Origin of the sequence: Intestinimonas sp., from assembly GCF_026169115.1 — a bacterium.
Taxonomy (GTDB): domain Bacteria; phylum Bacillota; class Clostridia; order Oscillospirales; family Oscillospiraceae; genus Intestinimonas.
In genome coordinates this window covers 24,112-40,135 of sequence record NZ_JAPFEA010000068.1, presented here as the reverse complement: position 1 = coordinate 40,135, position 16,024 = coordinate 24,112, and the positions used below count along the sequence as shown (strand labels likewise).

Here is a 16,024-nt window from a genome sequence, read left to right as displayed (position 1 = left end):
GGGCCTCCTCACGGGCCGCCTTGTCAACCTTAGACGGGCGGCCTGTGCGGGGCTCCGCCGCTTTCTCCTTTTTCCTCGCGGACACCCCAGCCTGCTCTTTCGGGGGACGGCCCCGGCGATTTTGATCTGGGACTGCCTCCGAGGGTTTGGCGGTCACATCGGGAGCGGCAGTCTCCTTGTCGTTGCGATCAGCAGCGGCCTTGATGTCAGACAGATCAATCACCTTACCGGCAGGAGCAGGAGCCTCCTCGCCCATGCCGGAAATCACCGCCTGCTCATGCTCCGGCGGAGTGTCCGACCCCAGGAGAGCGGCAATATCCGGGGGAGTATTTTCCTGTGGGTTCGTGTTTAGTTTGTCATCTGCCATGTACTAACCTCCTTCGTGATGGCATAAAAAAACCAGCCTAATGGCTGGCTTGTGGGAAAGTATCACTCCTTTCTGATATTGAAATATAGAAACACCACTTCTTGTCCAATTAAGTGGTGCAGCAAACGATTAAGAATTGTCTTTTAGAAGTTGCTGTATTATAATTAATATGAGAAATTATATTTGAAAGGGGGGGAGCGTATGCAGATGTATTCACCACTCCGTTATCCGGGTGGAAAAAGTAGATTGTCAAAATTCATTGGACAAGCAATCTGCAACTTACAAATTCATAATTGCACATATATTGAACCATTTGCTGGCGGAGCTGGTGTCGCGCTCTCTTTATTGTTGGATGGCGTTGTTGAAAATATAGTTATCAATGACTATGATAAGGCAATATATTCCTTTTGGCGTGCGCTAAAGCAGGAACCAACCGCCCTAATTGAAAAAATCCAATCCACGCCTATAACTATCGAAGAGTGGCACCGCCAAAAAGAGATATATGTATGTCTATAGGAGTACCATATAACATGCTGGCATTGGCGCACAAGCCGCAGGACAGCCCCTCTATCTGCACCAGTGGGTGCAAAGTTCCGGTTGACAACGCATGTCTAATGGTGTAGACTAACTGCAAGGAGTCTACGCTATTAGACAAAAGGAGGACGCCATGGAGACACCGAAGATTTTTGAAAGTGAGTACCGCTTCTGTCTCATCCTGTGGGAGTGCGGGCCGGTGGCCGCCGCAGAGCTGGTGAAGCTGTGCCAGGCACGGCTGGGCTGGAAGCGCACCACCACCTACACCGTTATCAAGCGCCTGGGGGAGCGAGGGGTGCTAAAGCATGAAAACGGCCTGGTCACCCCGCTGATCTCCAAGGAGGACGCCCAGGTGTCTGAGCTGGACGCCCTGATGGAGCAGAAGTTCCAGGGCTCTCTGCCCGCCTTCCTGGCGGCCTTTGCCCGCAGGCAGGCCCTCTCGGAGGAGGACGTAGAGGAGATCCGACGCATCATCGAAAAGTGAGGTGGATGCCATGGAAGCCATCTTTTTAAGGCTGGTCAATCTGAGCCTTTCCGCCGGCTGGCTGGTGCTGGCCATCCTGGTGCTGCGGCTGTTTCTCCGGCGGGCGCCCCGGTGGAGCTTCTGTCTCCTGTGGGGGCTGGTGGGGCTCCGGCTGCTCTGCCCCGTCTCCATCGAGAGCCCCCTGAGCCTTCTCCCCAGCGCCCAGCCCCTGCCGCCGGAGATCCTCTATACGGCCACGCCCCGGATCGACAGCGGGATCGACGCGGTCAACAACGTCGTCAACCCCATTCTGGAGGGTTCGCTGACTCCGTCGCCGGGGGCCAGCGCCAATCCGGCCCAGATCTGGTCCTTTGTCCTGGCCCGGCTCTGGCTGGCGGGCGTGCTCATCCTGCTGCTCTATGCCCTGGTCAGCTATGTGCGCCTGCGCCGCCGGGTGGCCACGGCCACGCTCCTGCGGGAGAATATCCGGGAGACCGAGGGGACGGACACCCCCTTTGTTCTGGGCCTGCTGCGCCCCACCATCTATCTGCCCTACGGGCTTTCGGAGGGGGATCTGCCCCATGTGATCGCCCATGAGAGGGCCCATATCCGCCGGGGGGACCACTGGTGGAAGGCCCTGGGCTTCCTCATCCTCTCCGTCTACTGGTTCCACCCGCTGCTGTGGGTGGCCTATGTCCTGCTGTGCCGGGACATTGAGGGGGCCTGCGACGAGCGGGTGATCCGGGAACTGGACAGAGAGGAGCGGAGGGAGTATGCCGCCGCTCTGCTCCACTGCGGCGTCCGCCGCCGGACCGTGGCCGCCTGTCCTCTGGCCTTTGGCGAGGTGGGGGTCAAGGCCCGGATCAAGGCGGTCATGTCCTACCGGAGGCCCGGCGTCTGGTTGGCAGCCGCCGCCCTGGCGGCCTGCGCCGTGGCGGCAGTGTGCTTTTTGACCGATCCCCCTGTCAGTCCTTCGTTTCCCATGGAAGGAAACCAAATCTCGGATCTTGACCCGCAGGAGATCGTGGAACAAATCGCAAAGCGGAAAAAGCTGGATGGGGATGTCGGACTCTATGTCAACGGCGATCAGTTCGATCTTCTGCTGACCTCTGATTTTTGCTGGGACAGGGCGCAGGCAGTTCGTTTTTCCTATGTCAAAGACCAAACCACATACAGCGCCCAGCTGCGGCTGTTCACAGAAGACAGCCAGTACTTTGTGACGGAATCCCAGGAATGGCCGGAGCAAAACCGTGTCTTCCAGCTGCAAACTTATCTGGAAGCCCTGAAGCATCTGCCCCAGGAGGAGATCCGGCGACTTTCACCGGATGCGGATGGGTATTCTGTGCTCCTGATGGAAGAGGGGACGCCCGGCGACGATGCGCGAAGTATCACCTATGGCGCTGACGGAGTGGAGGATTTGGATGGCTGGTACATCCATTTGGCGGTGGCGCCGCTGCACGCCGACCACAGCAGCTCCGCTGACGAGATGATCCACCTGTTCTACGGTGCAAAGGATGGTTCGGCCAGTCCTGTTGTGGCCCAATGGGTGGACTACACCCAATCCCCTGATGAAATGGACTGGGAGGGCGTACAGGAGCGCCAACTCCCCCAGTTCCCCGGCGTGACCTTCCGCTATACCCCCTATGAGGTCACCGCCGACGCAGGGGAGGGGGAAATGCCCGCCGTCCTGATTGAGGGAATGCCCATCTGGGGCGTGTGGTTCACCGATCTCACCGGGGACGGACTCCCCGAACTCTGCGCCACCCTCAGCATGGGCTCGGGGCTCATCGACAACCGGGTCCTGATTTACGACTACGCAGGCGGGGCCAGCTACGGCCTGGAGGACCGGGGGAGGTACGACTATGCCCTCCGGTACAGTCCGGAGGAGGACCGCCTGTATGTGGACAAAAGAGATTACCAGGGGGGCGCCCTGGTGTCCACGGGTCCGCTGGTATTCCGGGACGGGGTCATCCAAGTGCTGGACGGAGATGGAGGGGAGGGCGGGGAACATCGGCGTTGATACCCGCCTGGGCCGTTGTACGCCTATGGGCACAGCACACAGACAAGAAGAGACCGGCCACATAACGTGGCCGGTCTCTTCTTGTCCTCTGGGTGACAATGTCACGGAAGGGCGGAGACGGAGGGCATATAATGGGGTACGATCAAGGGCGGGGACTCCGCCCTGGACAGAAAGGCGGTATGGCGGTTGGAAAAGACAAAACGGGCGGCCCGGAGGGCCTTTGTGGATGGGGGAGCCTGCGTGGCCTGCGGTTGCTGCGTGAAGGTGTGCCCCCTGGGGGCCATCGCCGTGGCGCGGGGCATCGCGGCCCAGGTGGACATGGGGCGCTGCGTGGGCTGCGGCAAGTGCGCCAGGGAGTGCCCCGCCAGCGTCATTGAGATCCGGGAGGTGACCGCGTGAAAAAGCATTGGTACGACTACCTCTGGGTGCTGTCCCTGACCTATCTGGTCCTGGGCTTTTTCAACATCCTCTTTGCCTGGCTGGGGCTGCTGTGCTTCTTCATCCCCCTCCTTATGTCCATCTTCGGCGGGGAGAAGGGCTACTGCAACCGCTACTGTGGTCGGGGCCAGCTCTTTGCCCTGGTGGGCGGGCGCTTTGGCCTATCCCGGCGGAGAGATGTGCCGGGATGGCTCAGGAGCAAGGCGTTCCGGTACGGCTTCCTCGTCTTCTTCCTTGTCATGTTCCTCCAAATGCTGTGGACCACCTATCTGGTCTTTGCGGGGGCCCAGGAGCTCCGGCAGGTGGTCACCCTGCTCTGGACCTTCCGGCTGCCCTGGCATTGGGCTTACCCCGGCGGGGTGACGCCCTGGGTAGCCCAGTTCGCCTTCGGCTTTTACAGCGTCATGCTCACCTCCACCGTGCTGGGCTTTGTCACCATGGTCCTCTTCAAGCCCCGTTCCTGGTGTGTCTACTGTCCCATGGGCACCATGACCCAGCTCGTCTGCAAGGCCAGGGACCGCATGGGCCGGGAGAAGTAAGGCTCAGCCGTTCTCCAGCCGCCGCAGCCCCTCCAGGTCGGTGAGCTCCACCGCGCCCCGAGTGAGGCGGACCACCCCCTCCTGTTGGAAGTAGCGGAGCATCCGGGTGACCACCTCCCGGGCGGTGCCCAGGTGGTTGGCGATGCGCTCGTGGGTGATGGGGAGCCGGTCAGAGCCCTCCACCAGCCGCTCCTCCAGAAGAAAGGCGGCCAGGCGGGCATCGAAGCTCTTCCACATGATCTGTTCCATAAGCCACATGACCTCGGAGAAGCGGCTGGCCATGATGTCGTTGGTATAGTTGGCCACGGTGGCTGACTCCTCCATAAGGGATTGGTAGAGGTCGGGTGGGATCACCCAGAGCTGGGTGTCCTTCTCGGCGGCGATGGTGACGTCAAACTGGATGTTCCGCAGGAGGCAGGAGGCGGAAAAGAGACAGATGTCCCGGTCAAAGAGCCGGTAGAGGGTGACCTCCCGGCCCTGGTCGGAGAGGATGTAGGCCCGCAGCTGGCCGGAAGAGACCGCCAGCAGGCCCAGACAGTCGGCGCCGCCCTGGTGGAGCAGGGTCCCGGCCTTTACCGTCCGGGAGACAGCCCCGCCGGTAAGACGCTGCCGCTGTTCTGCTGTGAGCTTTTCCCAAAAGGGAAGGATATTGGAAAGATCCATGCCGATACCTCCGCGCAGTTGAGATGGTCCGGCCCTTGACAGGCGAGGCGGGTGGGGTATAATGGGAAAACAGCGCCGCCGGACGGGACCATTGTACCACAGAACGGCTGCCGCTGTCACCCCGTGTGCGGGGGATGTATGACAACAGAAGGAGTGTGAATCCATGCAATACCTGATCGCCTTCCTGGAAGGGATCATCACCTTTATCTCCCCCTGTCTGCTACCCATGCTGCCCATCTACATCACCTACTTTGCAGGTGGCGGCGAGCGGACCACCCGAAGGACCCTGGCCGGGGCCGCCGGCTTCGTGCTGGGCTTCACCCTGGTCTTTGTGGCCATGGGCGCCCTGGCGGGGACGGTGGGGGGCTTCCTCAGAGGACACCAGACCGCGGTGAACATGCTCACGGGCGGGGTGGTCATCCTCTTCGGCCTGAGCTACATGGGGGTGCTGAAGCTCCCCTTCCTCCAGGGCGGAGGACAGGGCAGGGCCGCGGGCAACCTGAACTTTTTCTCCGCCGTGGTCTTCGGCGCGGTCTTCTCGCTGGGGTGGACCCCCTGCGTAGGGGCCTTCCTGGGCTCGGCCCTTCTGCTGGCCTCCCAGCAGGGGCATGTACTGGAGGGCATGGCCATGCTGCTGGTCTACTCCCTGGGCCTGGGCATCCCCTTCCTGCTCAGCGCCGTGCTCATTGACCGGCTCAAGTCGGCCTTTGACTGGATCAAGCGCAATTACCGTATCATCAACCTGGTCAGCGGCGTCCTGCTGGTGCTCATCGGCGTGCTCATGGCCACCGGCACCCTGGGCCGCCTGCTGGAAGCCCTGAGCTGAGGAGGTCCCTATGAAGAAAAAAACATCCTTTCTGGTGCTCATTCTGGTGCTGGCGGCCCTCATCGGCGGGGCCTACGTGCTCTATGGCCGGCTGAGCGCCGATGCCGGACCGGGCAACCTGGCTGCCCAGACGCCCCAGGGCTCCGACGCGCCGGAGGAGACCGAGCCCCCCAAGGTGGAGGCCCCCGACTTCACCGCGACGGACGCCGAGGGGACGGAGGTCAAGCTGTCCGACTATGTGGGCAAGCCCATCGTGCTCAACTTCTGGGCCAGCTGGTGCCCGCCCTGCAAGAGCGAGATGCCCGATTTCCACGATGCCTGGGAGGAGCTGGACGGGGAGGTCCAGTTCCTGATGGTCAACGCCACCGACGGCGGTCGGGAGACGGTGGAGACCGCCAAGGAATATGTGGAGGGGCAGGGCTTTTCCTTCCCCGTCCTCTTTGACACCGGGATGGAGGCGGCCAGCGCCTACGGGGCCTACTCCCTGCCCACCACCTATTTCATCGACGCCGAGGGCTATGTGGTGGCCGGGGCCAAGGGGGCCATTGACCGGGACACCCTGCAAAAGGGCATCGACCTGATTTACACGGAGGAATGAACCATGTATGGCCGGCGGCACATTGTGCCGCCGGCCATAGTTGTATTTCCGGGAAAAAACAGGTATAATAATATCCACATGAATAAACTGAAAGTCGCTTGATTCGCGCGGCAGCAGCCACTGACTGCCGTCGGACCCTCCCGGTCCGGCGCAGAACATTTGAAAAGGAGCGTGTCCTCATGTCCAACATCTGGCACGATATCAGTCCCGACCGCATCAAGCCCGAGGACTTCATCGCCGTCATCGAGATCCCCCAGGGCAGCAAGAAAAAATACGAGCTGGACAAGGAGACCGGACTCATCATCCTGGACCGGGTCCTCCACACATCCACCCACTATCCGGCCAACTACGGATTCATTCCCCGGACCTACGGCGACGACGGGGACCCGCTGGACGTGCTGGTCCTCTGCTCCGAGTCCATGGACCCCCTCACCCTGGTGCGGGTCTACCCTGTCGGCTTCATCTCCATGCTGGACGGCGGGAAAAACGACGAGAAGATCATCGCCATCCCCTTTGACGACCCCACCTACAACACCTACAAGGACATCTGGGAGCTGCCCGGCCACATCTTTGACGAGATGGCCCATTTCTTCTCGGTCTACAAGGCCTTGGAGGGGAAGGAGGCCGTGGCCGGTGACGTGAATGACCGGAAGGCCGCGGTGGAGGTCATCCAGCGGGCCATGGACCATTACAGCGAGAGCTTTCTGGGCGTGACCCGCCCGGCCCGGGGAAAGCCCAGCTCCGACCGCTGAGGAGCGGCATTTTCATCAAACCTTAAGACTTTTTTCGTTTCCTTTTATACATTCCTGTGGTAAAATAAAGTCCACTGACAGCGATAGATGCCCCCTTCCGCCGCAGCGCGGCGGGGCGGAGAAAGTGAGGACGACGGATGGAGAGGACCTTTGACTGCCTGGTGGTCGGCGCGGGCTACGCCGGCGCGGTGGCCGCCCGGGAACTGGCCGAGCGGGGCGGAAAGCGGGTGCTGGTGCTGGAGCGCCGGGACCATGTGGGCGGCAACGCCTACGACTGCCCGGATGAGCACGGCGTGCTCATCCACAAATACGGCCCCCATATCTTCCACACCGGCAGCAAGCGGGTCTTTGACTATCTCTCACGGTTCACCCGGTGGCGGCGCTACCAGCACCGGGTCATCGCCAACCTGCCCCGAGACAACCCGGAGGTGGTCCCGGCCCACAAGAAGACGGACGGACGCTTTACCTTTCCGGTGCCCTTCAACCTGGACTCCATGGAGCGGGCCTTCGGTCCCGACGAGGGGAAGCGGCTGGGGGAGAAGCTGCTGGACGCCTACCCCGCCCAGAGCCAGGTGACCATTCTGGAGCTGCGGCAGAATCCGGACCCGGAGATCGCCGCCATTGCCGAATATGTCTATGAGCACGTCTTCGTCCACTACACCATGAAGCAGTGGGGCCAGACCCCCGAGGAGATCGACCCCAACACCACCGCCCGGGTGCCGGTGCGTCTCTCCCGGGATGACCGCTATTTTCAGGACCCCTGGCAGGGGATGCCCCTGGAGGGCTACACCCCCCTCTTCGAGCGGATGTTGGACCACCCAAACATCACCGTGGCGCTGGGTGTGGACGCCCTGACGCGGCTGGATGTGTCCGGCGGAGCCGTCCGGGTGGATGGGCAGAGCTTCGACGGGCCGGTGATCTACACCGGACAGGCCGACGAGCTCTTCGGCTTTTGCTTTGGGCCTTTGCCCTACCGGACCCTGGATTTCGGCTTTGAGACCCACCGTAGGGACTTCTATCAGACCCACGGTACGGTCAACTACACGGTGGACGAGGACTTTACCCGCATCACCGAGTTCAAGCATCTCACCGGGCAGGACCTGCCCGGCGTGACCACCATCATGAAGGAGTATTCCCGGGCCTATACCGGCGCGGCGGGGGAGACCCCCTACTACGCCATCATTGACCCGGCCAACAACGCCCTCTATGAGAAGTACCGGGCCCTGGCTGGGGAATGCGGGGACCTCCACCTGCTGGGCCGGCTGGCCGAGTACAAATATTACAACATGGACGCCATCGTCCTCCGGGCTCTGGAGCTGTGCGACGTCCTTTTAGAGAAGTGACAGGAGCGGATCTTGTGAAATTGCTGACTTTCGCGGTACCCTGCTATAATTCAGAAGCCTATATGGAACACTGTGTTCAGACCCTGCTGGAGGGCGGCGAGGATGTGGAGATCATCCTGGTGGACGACGGCTCCAAGGATGGCACCGGCGCCATCGCTGACCGCTACGCCGAGCAGTATCCCTCTATCGTCAAGGTGGTCCACCAGGAGAACGGCGGCCACGGCGAGGGGGTCAACCAGGGCCTGCGCCGTGCCACCGGCCTTTACTATAAGGTGGTGGATTCCGACGACTGGGCCGACGTGGACGCCCTGAAAAAGGTCGTGGAGAAGCTGCGGGAGTTCTCCCAGATGGAAAAGCCCGTGGACCTGCTGGTGTGCAACTACGTCTACGAGCATGTGGAGGACAACACCCAGAAGGTCATGGGCTATGCCAACGTCTTCCCCCGGGAGCGGGTCTTCACCTGGGAGGAGATTGGTCGGTTCCGGCCCTCCCAATACCTGCTGATGCACTCGGTGTTCTACCGCACCCAGCTGCTGCGGGACTGCGGCCTGGAGCTGCCCAAGCACACCTTCTATGTGGACAACATCTTTGTCTACCAGCCCCTCCCCTTTGTGGAGACCATCTACTATATGGACCTGGACTTCTACCGCTACTTCATCGGGCGGGCCGACCAGAGCGTCAATGAGCAGGTGATGGTCAAGCGGGTGGACCAGCAGCTCCGGGTGACCAAGCTGATGATCGAGGCCCACGACCTCCGGAAGGTGGCCGCCCAGCACCGCCGCCTGAGCCGGTATATGTTCAACTACCTGGCCATGATGATGACCATTTCCTCCATCTTCCTCCTCATTGACGGCACGCCCGCCGCGCTGGGCAAGAAGACGGAGATCTGGGAGTATATGCGCACGGTGGACCCGGCCATCTACCACAAAATGAAATACCGGGCCATCTCCGCTGTGAGCAACTTCCCTGGCTATCAGGGGCGCAGGCTCTCCGTGGGCCTGTACCGTCTGGCCCGGCGGATCTACAAGTTCAACTGAGCAAGGAGAGCGCGGTCCGGCAGGACCGCGCTCTTTGGCAAAGAGTGAAAGGAGGGGGAGAGATGCGGCTTTGGCTGATCCTGCTCCTGGCGCTGCTGGGCGTAGGACTGGCGCTGAGCACCGTCTTTTACTGGACGGCCCGGCAGCGGGACCTGGTTCGGCGGCCGGTGGAAAAGACGGTGGGCTGCGGCAGCCGGCGGGCCCTTCTGATCTACCAGCCCTCCAACCGGGGAAAGAACCATACCGCGGCCAGAGCTCTGGCCGCAGCCCTGGCCGGCGCGGGCTATACCGTTACCGTCAACTACCCCTCCCCGGTGCTGGCCTACGAGCCCCAGGACTACGACCTGCTTCTCTTCGGCGGCAGCGCCTACATCGGCACGGTGGGCCGGCCCCTGAAAGAGTATCTCTCCTCCCTTCATTTCCGGGACAAGCCGGTCCTCCTCTTTGTGGTGGGGGACCTGGAGCAGGCGCCGGAGCTGGCGGGACTGCGGCTGTGCGTCCCGGAGGGGAACCACATCCGCTCCATCAAGATCCGCCCCGGCGAGGAGCGGAAGCTCTGCCGGTTCGCTCTGAATTGAGGTCTTGCATTTTCCACAGGGTGTGGGTAAAATATGCCTGTCGGGAATACGCCGGCCAGAGGCCGGGAAATGGAGGGAGGGCAGCTGCCCATGACCCGCGAAGAAGCCTTTGAATTTCTGGACCGGGCGGCCCGGGGCATCGCCGAGATGTTCGGGTCCTCCTGTGAGACCCTGGTCCATGATATGGGGGTGCCCAGCCACCCCATTTTGTGCATTTACAACGGCCATGTGTCGGGCCGCACCGTGGGCTCCACGCTGGACATCCTGGGCACAGACCGGGAGCTGGAGCCGGAGGCCCGGACCAGCGACCAGGTCAACCTGTACGCCACCACCCCTTCCGGGTCTCAGATCAAGTCCTCCACCTTCCACCTCATCGGGGAGGATTACAACCTGGCCCTGGGCATCAACTTTGACTACACCTCTCTGGTGTACGCCAACCGCATTCTGGTGGACCTGATGAGCGCCGAGGCCGATTTGAAGACGGCCCTGTGGCAGGGGGGCGACAGCGCCCTGAGCGACCTCTTTGACGAGTGCCTGGCCGCCGTGGGCAAGCCGGTGGACGCCCTGGGCAAGGCCGACCGGCTCAAGCTGGTGGCCATGATGGAACAGAAAAACGCCTTCTCCTACCGCAAAAGCGTGCCCTTCGTCTCCCGCCGTCTGGGGGTGAGCCGGTATACGGTCTACAAATACCTGGACGAGCTGGCCCGGAGAGACGGAGAAGAAGCCTAAAAAACCATCGGGGGAGCGGGAAAGGCCGCGCGCCCCGGAAAGGAAGGATCTCCCATGTATCAGGAAAAGATCGAAGCCTATTGGAACGACCCCGCCCGGGAGCGGGAACTGGTTGCCGCCATCTCCCGGCTGGTGGCCGTAAAGAGCGTGAAGGGGGAGGCCGAGCCCGGAAAGCCCTTCGGCGCGGGCCCCGCCGCCGCCCTGGACGAGGCGCTGAAGCTCTGCGCCGAGCTGGGCTTTGCCACCACCGACTATGACCACTATGTGGGTCTGGCCGACCTCAACGACAAGGAGACCCGCCTCCATATCCTGGGCCACCTGGACGTGGTGGGGGAGGGCTCCGGCTGGTCCACCGACCCCTACACCTGTGTGGAAAAGGACGGCATGCTCTATGGCCGGGGCGTCAGCGACGACAAGGGCCCCGTGGTGTGCGCCCTGCTGGCCATGAAGGCGGTCCGGGACCTGGGCCTGCCCCTCACCGCCAACGTGCGGATGCTCCTGGGCACCGACGAGGAGAGCGGCTCTGAGGACATCGCCTACTATTATAGCAAAGAACCCTACGCCCCCTATGCCTTCACCCCCGACGCCGACTTCCCCCTTATCAACATCGAGAAAGGCCACTACCACCCCGACTTCGGGGCTGAGTGGGAGCAGAGCGCCGCCCTGCCCCGTGTGGCCGCCATGACCGGCGGCTTCCGCACCAATGTGGTGCCCCCCGAGGCCGAGGCCATGGTGCTGGGCGTCTTCCCCGCTGACGTTCAGGCCCTCTGTGACGCCGTGGGGAGCCGCACCGGCGCTGTCTTCACCGTGAACGGCTCCGCCAGCGGCTGCCACATCCACTGTGCCGGCAAGAATGCCCACGCCGCCTCCCCCGATGACGGCATCAACGCCATCGCCGCCCTGCTGGAGGTCCTCGCCGGCCTGGAGCTGGCCGACTGCGGCTCCACCAAGGCCGTCAAGGCCATGCACCAGCTCTTCCCCTTCGGGGACAACCGGGGCAGGGCCCTGGGCATCGCCCAGGAGGACGCCGAATCCGGCCCCCTCACCCTCAACCTTGCCGTTATGAAGCTCACCGAGACCGGCTTCAGCGCCAAATTCGATGTGCGCTTCCCCCTGTGCGCCAACGAGGACAACTGCAAGAAAGCCTGCGAGGCCAGCTTTGCCGCCCACGGCATCGCCGTCACCGGCGACCCGGACATGACCACCGTCCACTGCGTGGAGGCGGGCTCCCCCCTGGTGCGGACGCTGCTGGACTGCTACTCCGCCTATACCGGCGTGAAGGACCCCAAGCCCATCGCCATCGGCGGCGGCACCTACGTCCACGACATCCCCGGCGGCGTGGCCTTCGGCTGCGACTTCCCCGGCTTTGACCCCAAGATGCACGCCGCCGACGAGCAGGCCAGCATCGCAAACCTTCTCCTCTCCTGCAAGATCTTCACCCAGGCCATCGCGGAGCTGTGCCGGTGAGGGGGAGCGCCGCCCGGCGGTGGACCGCCGCAGGGGCGGCTCTGGCTCTGACCCTGTCCCTCACCGCCTGCCAGGGGGAGCGCATGACCGCCTTTGACGCCGCCGCCTATGTGCAGGGGGTGCTGGATGAGACCTACAAGGGGACCTGGAACAACGCCTTTCTGGATCTGGTGGATCTGACCGATGGGGAGGCTCAGGACGCCTACGAGGCATCCCTGGACGAGGAATACCGGCGCTTTGCCTACCAGTTTGACCTCAACGACGCCCTTCTCGATGATGAGACCCGCCAGTCCGCCCTGGACCTTCTGGCCGACGTGTCGGCCAAGGCCCAGTATACCGTTGGAGCGACGGCGGCTCTGGACGACACCCGGTATGCCGTGGAGGTCTCGGTGCGGCCCATGGACCTCTTTCTCCAGGTGCGGGAGGACGATTTGGCTGACTTCCGGGCTCAGTTTTCCGCGGAGTATGCCAATATAGACCCGGAGGACTACGACGCTGAGACGCGGGCGGAGCTGGAGCGCGAGCATGAAAATGCCTGGGCCAGCGGCATCGTGGCGCTCTGCCGGAGCCGGCTGGGCCTGCTGGGCTACGGCGATGTGGAGCGCATCCTGGTCCTGGTGGCCCCTGACGACGAGGGGCTCTATACCATGGGGGACAACGATTTCTCCAACCTTTCAGCCCTGATCCTGCCCTATTGACCATAAGACCATCATAAAGACAAGCATCCCTCCCACGCATATGCGCGGGAGGGATGCTTGAGCCTGTCGACAAAGTCGACAGGCTCTCTCAAAAATGCAAGCATTTTTGAGAAGAGCAGCAGGCCGCTGCAGCGCACGGCGCAGCCGAAGGGACTGCGCCGCACGTTTGCGGCCTGAGCAGTGTTTTTTCCGACGCACATGTCGCCGGAAAAAACAAATTCCACCGTATTCCGTCGTCTGCGGACGACGGAACTCTGCGAGGCTCTTGCACAAAATCCAGCGTATGGACAGTTTTTCGACAAGCTGAAGCATCCCTCCCGCGCATATGCGCGGGAGGGATGCTTTTTACTGTTCGTCCGGCGTGACCGGGAGGAAGAGAGGCGGCGCTTCCAGCGGGACCTGGAAGGGGACCTGCCGCTCCAGCAGAGCGCCGAGCTCCAGGTACTGGATCTGCTGGCCCTCGTAGGTGGTCCAGTAGTACCGGAGGGATTCGGCACAGCAGACAGCGGTGTAGACCGTATAGTCATAGGGGAGGACGGCGGTGTCCAGCTCGGTGGCGGGGGTCTGGTGACTCACTCGCACTGCCCCCAGGGGGAAGGCGGCGCTCTGGAACAGGCGGAGCATGCGGCTCACCCCCGAGGTCTCGTCGCGGCCAGGCAGGGCGAAGCGCCGCAGGAAGGCCAGCCGCACAAAGCGGGAGGGGGAGCTCCAGTCGCCGGGGAGCCCCTGAGCGCCGCTGCCGGAGAAACACTGGTCCTGCCCATCCCCGAAGGGGGTCTCGGCGTGGTCCAGGTCCCGGAGGGCGGCATAGTTGAGGAGATTGGTCCGGTGCCAGGGATAGCCGGGGCTGTTGGTCATGACGCCCAGGGTATTGCGGTAGATGTGGAGACCGTCGGCGTCGGGCTCCACCACGATGGTCTCGCCGGTCCGGTCAGAGAAGGACCAGTGGAGGGGCGGCACCGCCCCCAGGAAGGGAAGATCCGCCAGATGGACCTCTTCCTCCAGGCAGTGGACGGCCTCCTCCACCGTGGCGCACTGGCCCAGCAGGTGGAGAAGAAGGAAGGGGGGCTGGACGGGGCGTCTGCCATCGCAGGCAGGAGCCGGATAGCGGGCGAAGCCCCGGTAGTAGAGCTGTCCGCCCATGAGCCCGTGCTCGTTCATGCCCTCGTAGAGCACCGGAGTCCCGGGGAGCAGGAGTCCGGCTCCGACGCAGGCATAACGGAGGGCTGCCTCCTGCTCTCCGGCTACCAGGGCGTAGCGGGCGCCCCGGGGGAGGAAGGTCACCTGGGTCCCCTCCGCCAGCCGGTCAAAGTCGTAGTTTCTGCCCCAGAGATGTTTGCCGTCTTCCGTGTGCCAGCTCAGCGCACTGCATCCGGCGGTAAAAGGTCCGCGTTCCATGACTGCTGCCTCCTTTTGTGTTGGGTGGAAATGGGTCAAAGATCCGGTCACTGCTCCTGAAGATAGGCCAGGAGCTCTGCGGCGTTGGTGTCGGGCTTCACCTTGGGCATCACTTTCTCAATGACGCCGTGCTCATCAATGAGGAAGGTGGTGCGGACCACCCCCATGCTCACCTTGCCGTAGAGCTTCTTTTCCTGCCAGACGCCGTAGGACTGGAGGACGCCCAGCTCCGGGTCGGAGAGGAGAAGGAAGGGAAGGCCGTGCTTCTCGGCAAACCTCTGGTGGGAGGCGGTGGAGTCCTTGCTTACACCGATGACCACTGTGTCCAGCGCCTGGAAGGCAGCATAGCTGTCGGCGAAGGCGCAGGCCTGCCGGGTGCAGCCTGGGGTGTTGTCCTTGGGATAGAAGTATAAAATGACCTTTTTGCCCAAAAAGTCGGAGAGGGAGACGGGGTTCCCGTCCTTGTCGGGCAGGGTGAAATCGGGGGCTTTGACGCCGGCTTCCAGCATGATGATCGCTCCTTTTCGTGTGAATTACAGGGCCATGTCGATGGCCACCTTGATGACGCCGTCCCCGTGCTGTTCAAAGAGTTCGTAGGCGGCGGCGATGTCACGGAGGGGGTAGGTGTGGGTGATGAGGGCCGTGGTGTCCAGCTTTCCGGCGGCGATGAGGTCCAAGGTCTCGGCGCAGTTGCAGCCGTCCACCCCGCCGGTCTGGAAGGTGAGGTTTTTACCGTACATATCGGGGAGGGGGAGGACCTGGGGACCGTCGTAGAGGGCCACCACCGTCACCACGGCGTTGGGGCGGGCACACTGCCAGGCCAGGCGGAAGGTAGCCTCCGTGCCCGCCGCTTCAATGACGGCGTCGGCTCCGCCGTGGTCGGAGTGGGCCAGGACGAAGGCGGGCAGGTCCTCGGGGCCTGTTGTGAGCACCTGGGGATAGTGCATTTCCACAAAGGCCCGCCGCCGGGGGTCCTGCTCACAGACGATGACCCGCTTGGGCCTTTGGAGCAGCAGGCATTGGAGGGTACACACGCCGGTGGGGCCTGCGCCGATGAGGAGAACGGTGTCCTCCGGCCCCACGGGGGTGATGTCGGCGGCCCAGTAGCCGGTGGCCAGGATGTCCCCGACGAAGAGGGCCTGGGCGTCGCTCACCCCGGCGGGGATGGGGGTGAGCCCCTGGTCGGCCAGCGGCACCCGGACATAGGGAGCCTGGCCGCCGTCGATGCGGCAGCCCAGGGCCCAGCCGCCCTGGGGGTGGACGCAGTTATTGACCCAGCCGTGGCGGCAGAAGAAGCAGTCGCCGCAGAAGGTCTCCACGTTCACGGCCACCCGGTCTCCGGGCTTTATCCGGGTGACGGCGGAGCCTACTTCCTCCACAATGCCCACCATCTCATGGCCCAGGGTAATGCCGGGCACCGCCCGGGGTACAGAGCCGTGCTTGATGTGGAGGTCGCTGGTGCAGATGCTGGAGAGGGTCACCCGGACGATGGCGTCCCGGTCCTCCAGCAGCGTCGGCTTTGGTTTTTCCAGCAGCCGGAGCTCTCCCCGGCCCACATAGGTATAGGCCAGCAT

General features: G+C 63.0%; 18 protein-coding genes and 1 pseudogene. 14 read left to right on the top strand and 5 right to left on the bottom strand.

Going from position 1 to position 16,024, the window contains the following annotated elements; genetic code table 11:
- A pseudogene (locus Q0Y09_RS06635) lies at nucleotides 1-367 on the bottom strand (chromosome partitioning protein ParB); the annotation flags it as partial.
- Nucleotides 368-568: 201 nt separating this feature from the next.
- On the opposite strand from Q0Y09_RS06635, the gene Q0Y09_RS06630 reads away from it, so the two are divergent.
- The 5 genes from Q0Y09_RS06630 to Q0Y09_RS06610 all read left to right on the top strand — a co-directional run bounded on the left by Q0Y09_RS06630 (nucleotide 569) and on the right by Q0Y09_RS06610 (nucleotide 4,361).
- A complete protein-coding gene (locus tag Q0Y09_RS06630; RefSeq protein ID WP_297719438.1) occupies nucleotides 569-883 on the top strand; it encodes a DNA adenine methylase in 315 nt (104 codons plus the stop codon).
- 151 nt (nucleotides 884-1,034) lie between these two features.
- On the top strand, nucleotides 1,035-1,385 hold the full coding sequence (locus tag Q0Y09_RS06625) for a BlaI/MecI/CopY family transcriptional regulator (RefSeq protein ID WP_297719435.1): 351 nt from the start codon (nucleotides 1,035-1,037) through the stop codon (nucleotides 1,383-1,385).
- 10 nt (nucleotides 1,386-1,395) lie between these two features.
- The gene (locus Q0Y09_RS06620) at nucleotides 1,396-3,384 is read left to right on the top strand and encodes a M56 family metallopeptidase (RefSeq protein ID WP_297719432.1); all 1,989 of its coding nucleotides are present in this window, start codon (nucleotides 1,396-1,398) and stop codon (nucleotides 3,382-3,384) included.
- A 186-nt stretch (nucleotides 3,385-3,570) separates the two neighbouring features.
- Nucleotides 3,571-3,783 (top strand): 4Fe-4S binding protein, encoded by a 213-nt coding sequence (locus tag Q0Y09_RS06615; protein WP_297719429.1) that lies wholly within the window; start codon nucleotides 3,571-3,573, stop codon nucleotides 3,781-3,783.
- The gene (locus Q0Y09_RS06610) at nucleotides 3,780-4,361 is read left to right on the top strand and encodes a 4Fe-4S binding protein (RefSeq protein WP_297719427.1); all 582 of its coding nucleotides are present in this window, start codon (nucleotides 3,780-3,782) and stop codon (nucleotides 4,359-4,361) included. The genes Q0Y09_RS06615 and Q0Y09_RS06610 overlap by 4 nt, the downstream gene beginning before the upstream one ends.
- 3 nt (nucleotides 4,362-4,364) lie before the next feature.
- On the opposite strand, the gene Q0Y09_RS06605 is transcribed toward Q0Y09_RS06610, so the two are convergent.
- Nucleotides 4,365-5,024: a Crp/Fnr family transcriptional regulator gene (locus Q0Y09_RS06605; protein WP_297719424.1), complete on the bottom strand. Its 660-nt coding sequence runs from the start codon at nucleotides 5,022-5,024 to the stop codon at nucleotides 4,365-4,367.
- Between the two features lie 163 nt (nucleotides 5,025-5,187).
- On the opposite strand from Q0Y09_RS06605, the gene Q0Y09_RS06600 reads away from it, so the two are divergent.
- The 9 genes from Q0Y09_RS06600 (at nucleotide 5,188) to Q0Y09_RS06560 (ending at nucleotide 13,052) form a co-directional block, all read left to right on the top strand.
- Nucleotides 5,188-5,850 carry a cytochrome c biogenesis protein CcdA gene (locus Q0Y09_RS06600; protein ID WP_297719421.1) on the top strand — a complete coding sequence of 221 codons (663 nt, stop codon included), beginning with the start codon at nucleotides 5,188-5,190 and terminating at the stop codon, nucleotides 5,848-5,850.
- A 10-nt stretch (nucleotides 5,851-5,860) separates the two neighbouring features.
- The gene (locus tag Q0Y09_RS06595) at nucleotides 5,861-6,448 is read left to right on the top strand and encodes a TlpA disulfide reductase family protein (protein WP_297719418.1); all 588 of its coding nucleotides are present in this window, start codon (nucleotides 5,861-5,863) and stop codon (nucleotides 6,446-6,448) included.
- 179 nt (nucleotides 6,449-6,627) lie between these two features.
- Complete coding sequence (locus Q0Y09_RS06590; protein WP_297719415.1) at nucleotides 6,628-7,200, top strand: inorganic diphosphatase; 573 nt, start codon at nucleotides 6,628-6,630, stop codon at nucleotides 7,198-7,200.
- A 137-nt stretch (nucleotides 7,201-7,337) separates the two neighbouring features.
- The gene (gene glf / locus Q0Y09_RS06585) at nucleotides 7,338-8,543 is read left to right on the top strand and encodes a UDP-galactopyranose mutase (protein WP_297719412.1); all 1,206 of its coding nucleotides are present in this window, start codon (nucleotides 7,338-7,340) and stop codon (nucleotides 8,541-8,543) included.
- A 14-nt stretch (nucleotides 8,544-8,557) separates the two neighbouring features.
- Complete coding sequence (locus Q0Y09_RS06580) at nucleotides 8,558-9,580, top strand: glycosyltransferase family 2 protein (RefSeq protein WP_297719409.1); 1,023 nt, start codon at nucleotides 8,558-8,560, stop codon at nucleotides 9,578-9,580.
- Nucleotides 9,581-9,642: 62 nt separating this feature from the next.
- Nucleotides 9,643-10,158, top strand: coding sequence for a hypothetical protein (locus Q0Y09_RS06575; RefSeq protein WP_297719406.1), 516 nt, complete (start codon nucleotides 9,643-9,645; stop codon nucleotides 10,156-10,158).
- A gap of 90 nt (nucleotides 10,159-10,248) precedes the next feature.
- Entirely contained in the window at nucleotides 10,249-10,887 is a 639-nt protein-coding gene (locus tag Q0Y09_RS06570; RefSeq protein ID WP_297719403.1) for a transcriptional regulator, read from the top strand.
- Nucleotides 10,888-10,941: 54 nt separating this feature from the next.
- The gene (locus Q0Y09_RS06565; protein ID WP_297719399.1) at nucleotides 10,942-12,354 is read left to right on the top strand and encodes a Sapep family Mn(2+)-dependent dipeptidase; all 1,413 of its coding nucleotides are present in this window, start codon (nucleotides 10,942-10,944) and stop codon (nucleotides 12,352-12,354) included.
- Nucleotides 12,351-13,052 (top strand): hypothetical protein, encoded by a 702-nt coding sequence (locus Q0Y09_RS06560; protein WP_297719396.1) that lies wholly within the window; start codon nucleotides 12,351-12,353, stop codon nucleotides 13,050-13,052. The genes Q0Y09_RS06565 and Q0Y09_RS06560 overlap by 4 nt, the downstream gene beginning before the upstream one ends.
- A gap of 345 nt (nucleotides 13,053-13,397) precedes the next feature.
- On the opposite strand, the gene Q0Y09_RS06555 is transcribed toward Q0Y09_RS06560, so the two are convergent.
- From Q0Y09_RS06555 to Q0Y09_RS06545, 3 genes are read right to left on the bottom strand one after another with little or no spacing between them, the layout of a single operon-like run.
- The gene (locus Q0Y09_RS06555; RefSeq protein ID WP_297719393.1) at nucleotides 13,398-14,450 is read right to left on the bottom strand and encodes a choloylglycine hydrolase family protein; all 1,053 of its coding nucleotides are present in this window, start codon (nucleotides 14,448-14,450) and stop codon (nucleotides 13,398-13,400) included.
- A gap of 47 nt (nucleotides 14,451-14,497) precedes the next feature.
- The gene (gene bcp / locus Q0Y09_RS06550; protein ID WP_297719390.1) at nucleotides 14,498-14,959 is read right to left on the bottom strand and encodes a thioredoxin-dependent thiol peroxidase; all 462 of its coding nucleotides are present in this window, start codon (nucleotides 14,957-14,959) and stop codon (nucleotides 14,498-14,500) included.
- Between the two features lie 24 nt (nucleotides 14,960-14,983).
- Complete coding sequence (locus tag Q0Y09_RS06545) at nucleotides 14,984-16,024, bottom strand: alcohol dehydrogenase (RefSeq protein WP_297719387.1); 1,041 nt, start codon at nucleotides 16,022-16,024, stop codon at nucleotides 14,984-14,986.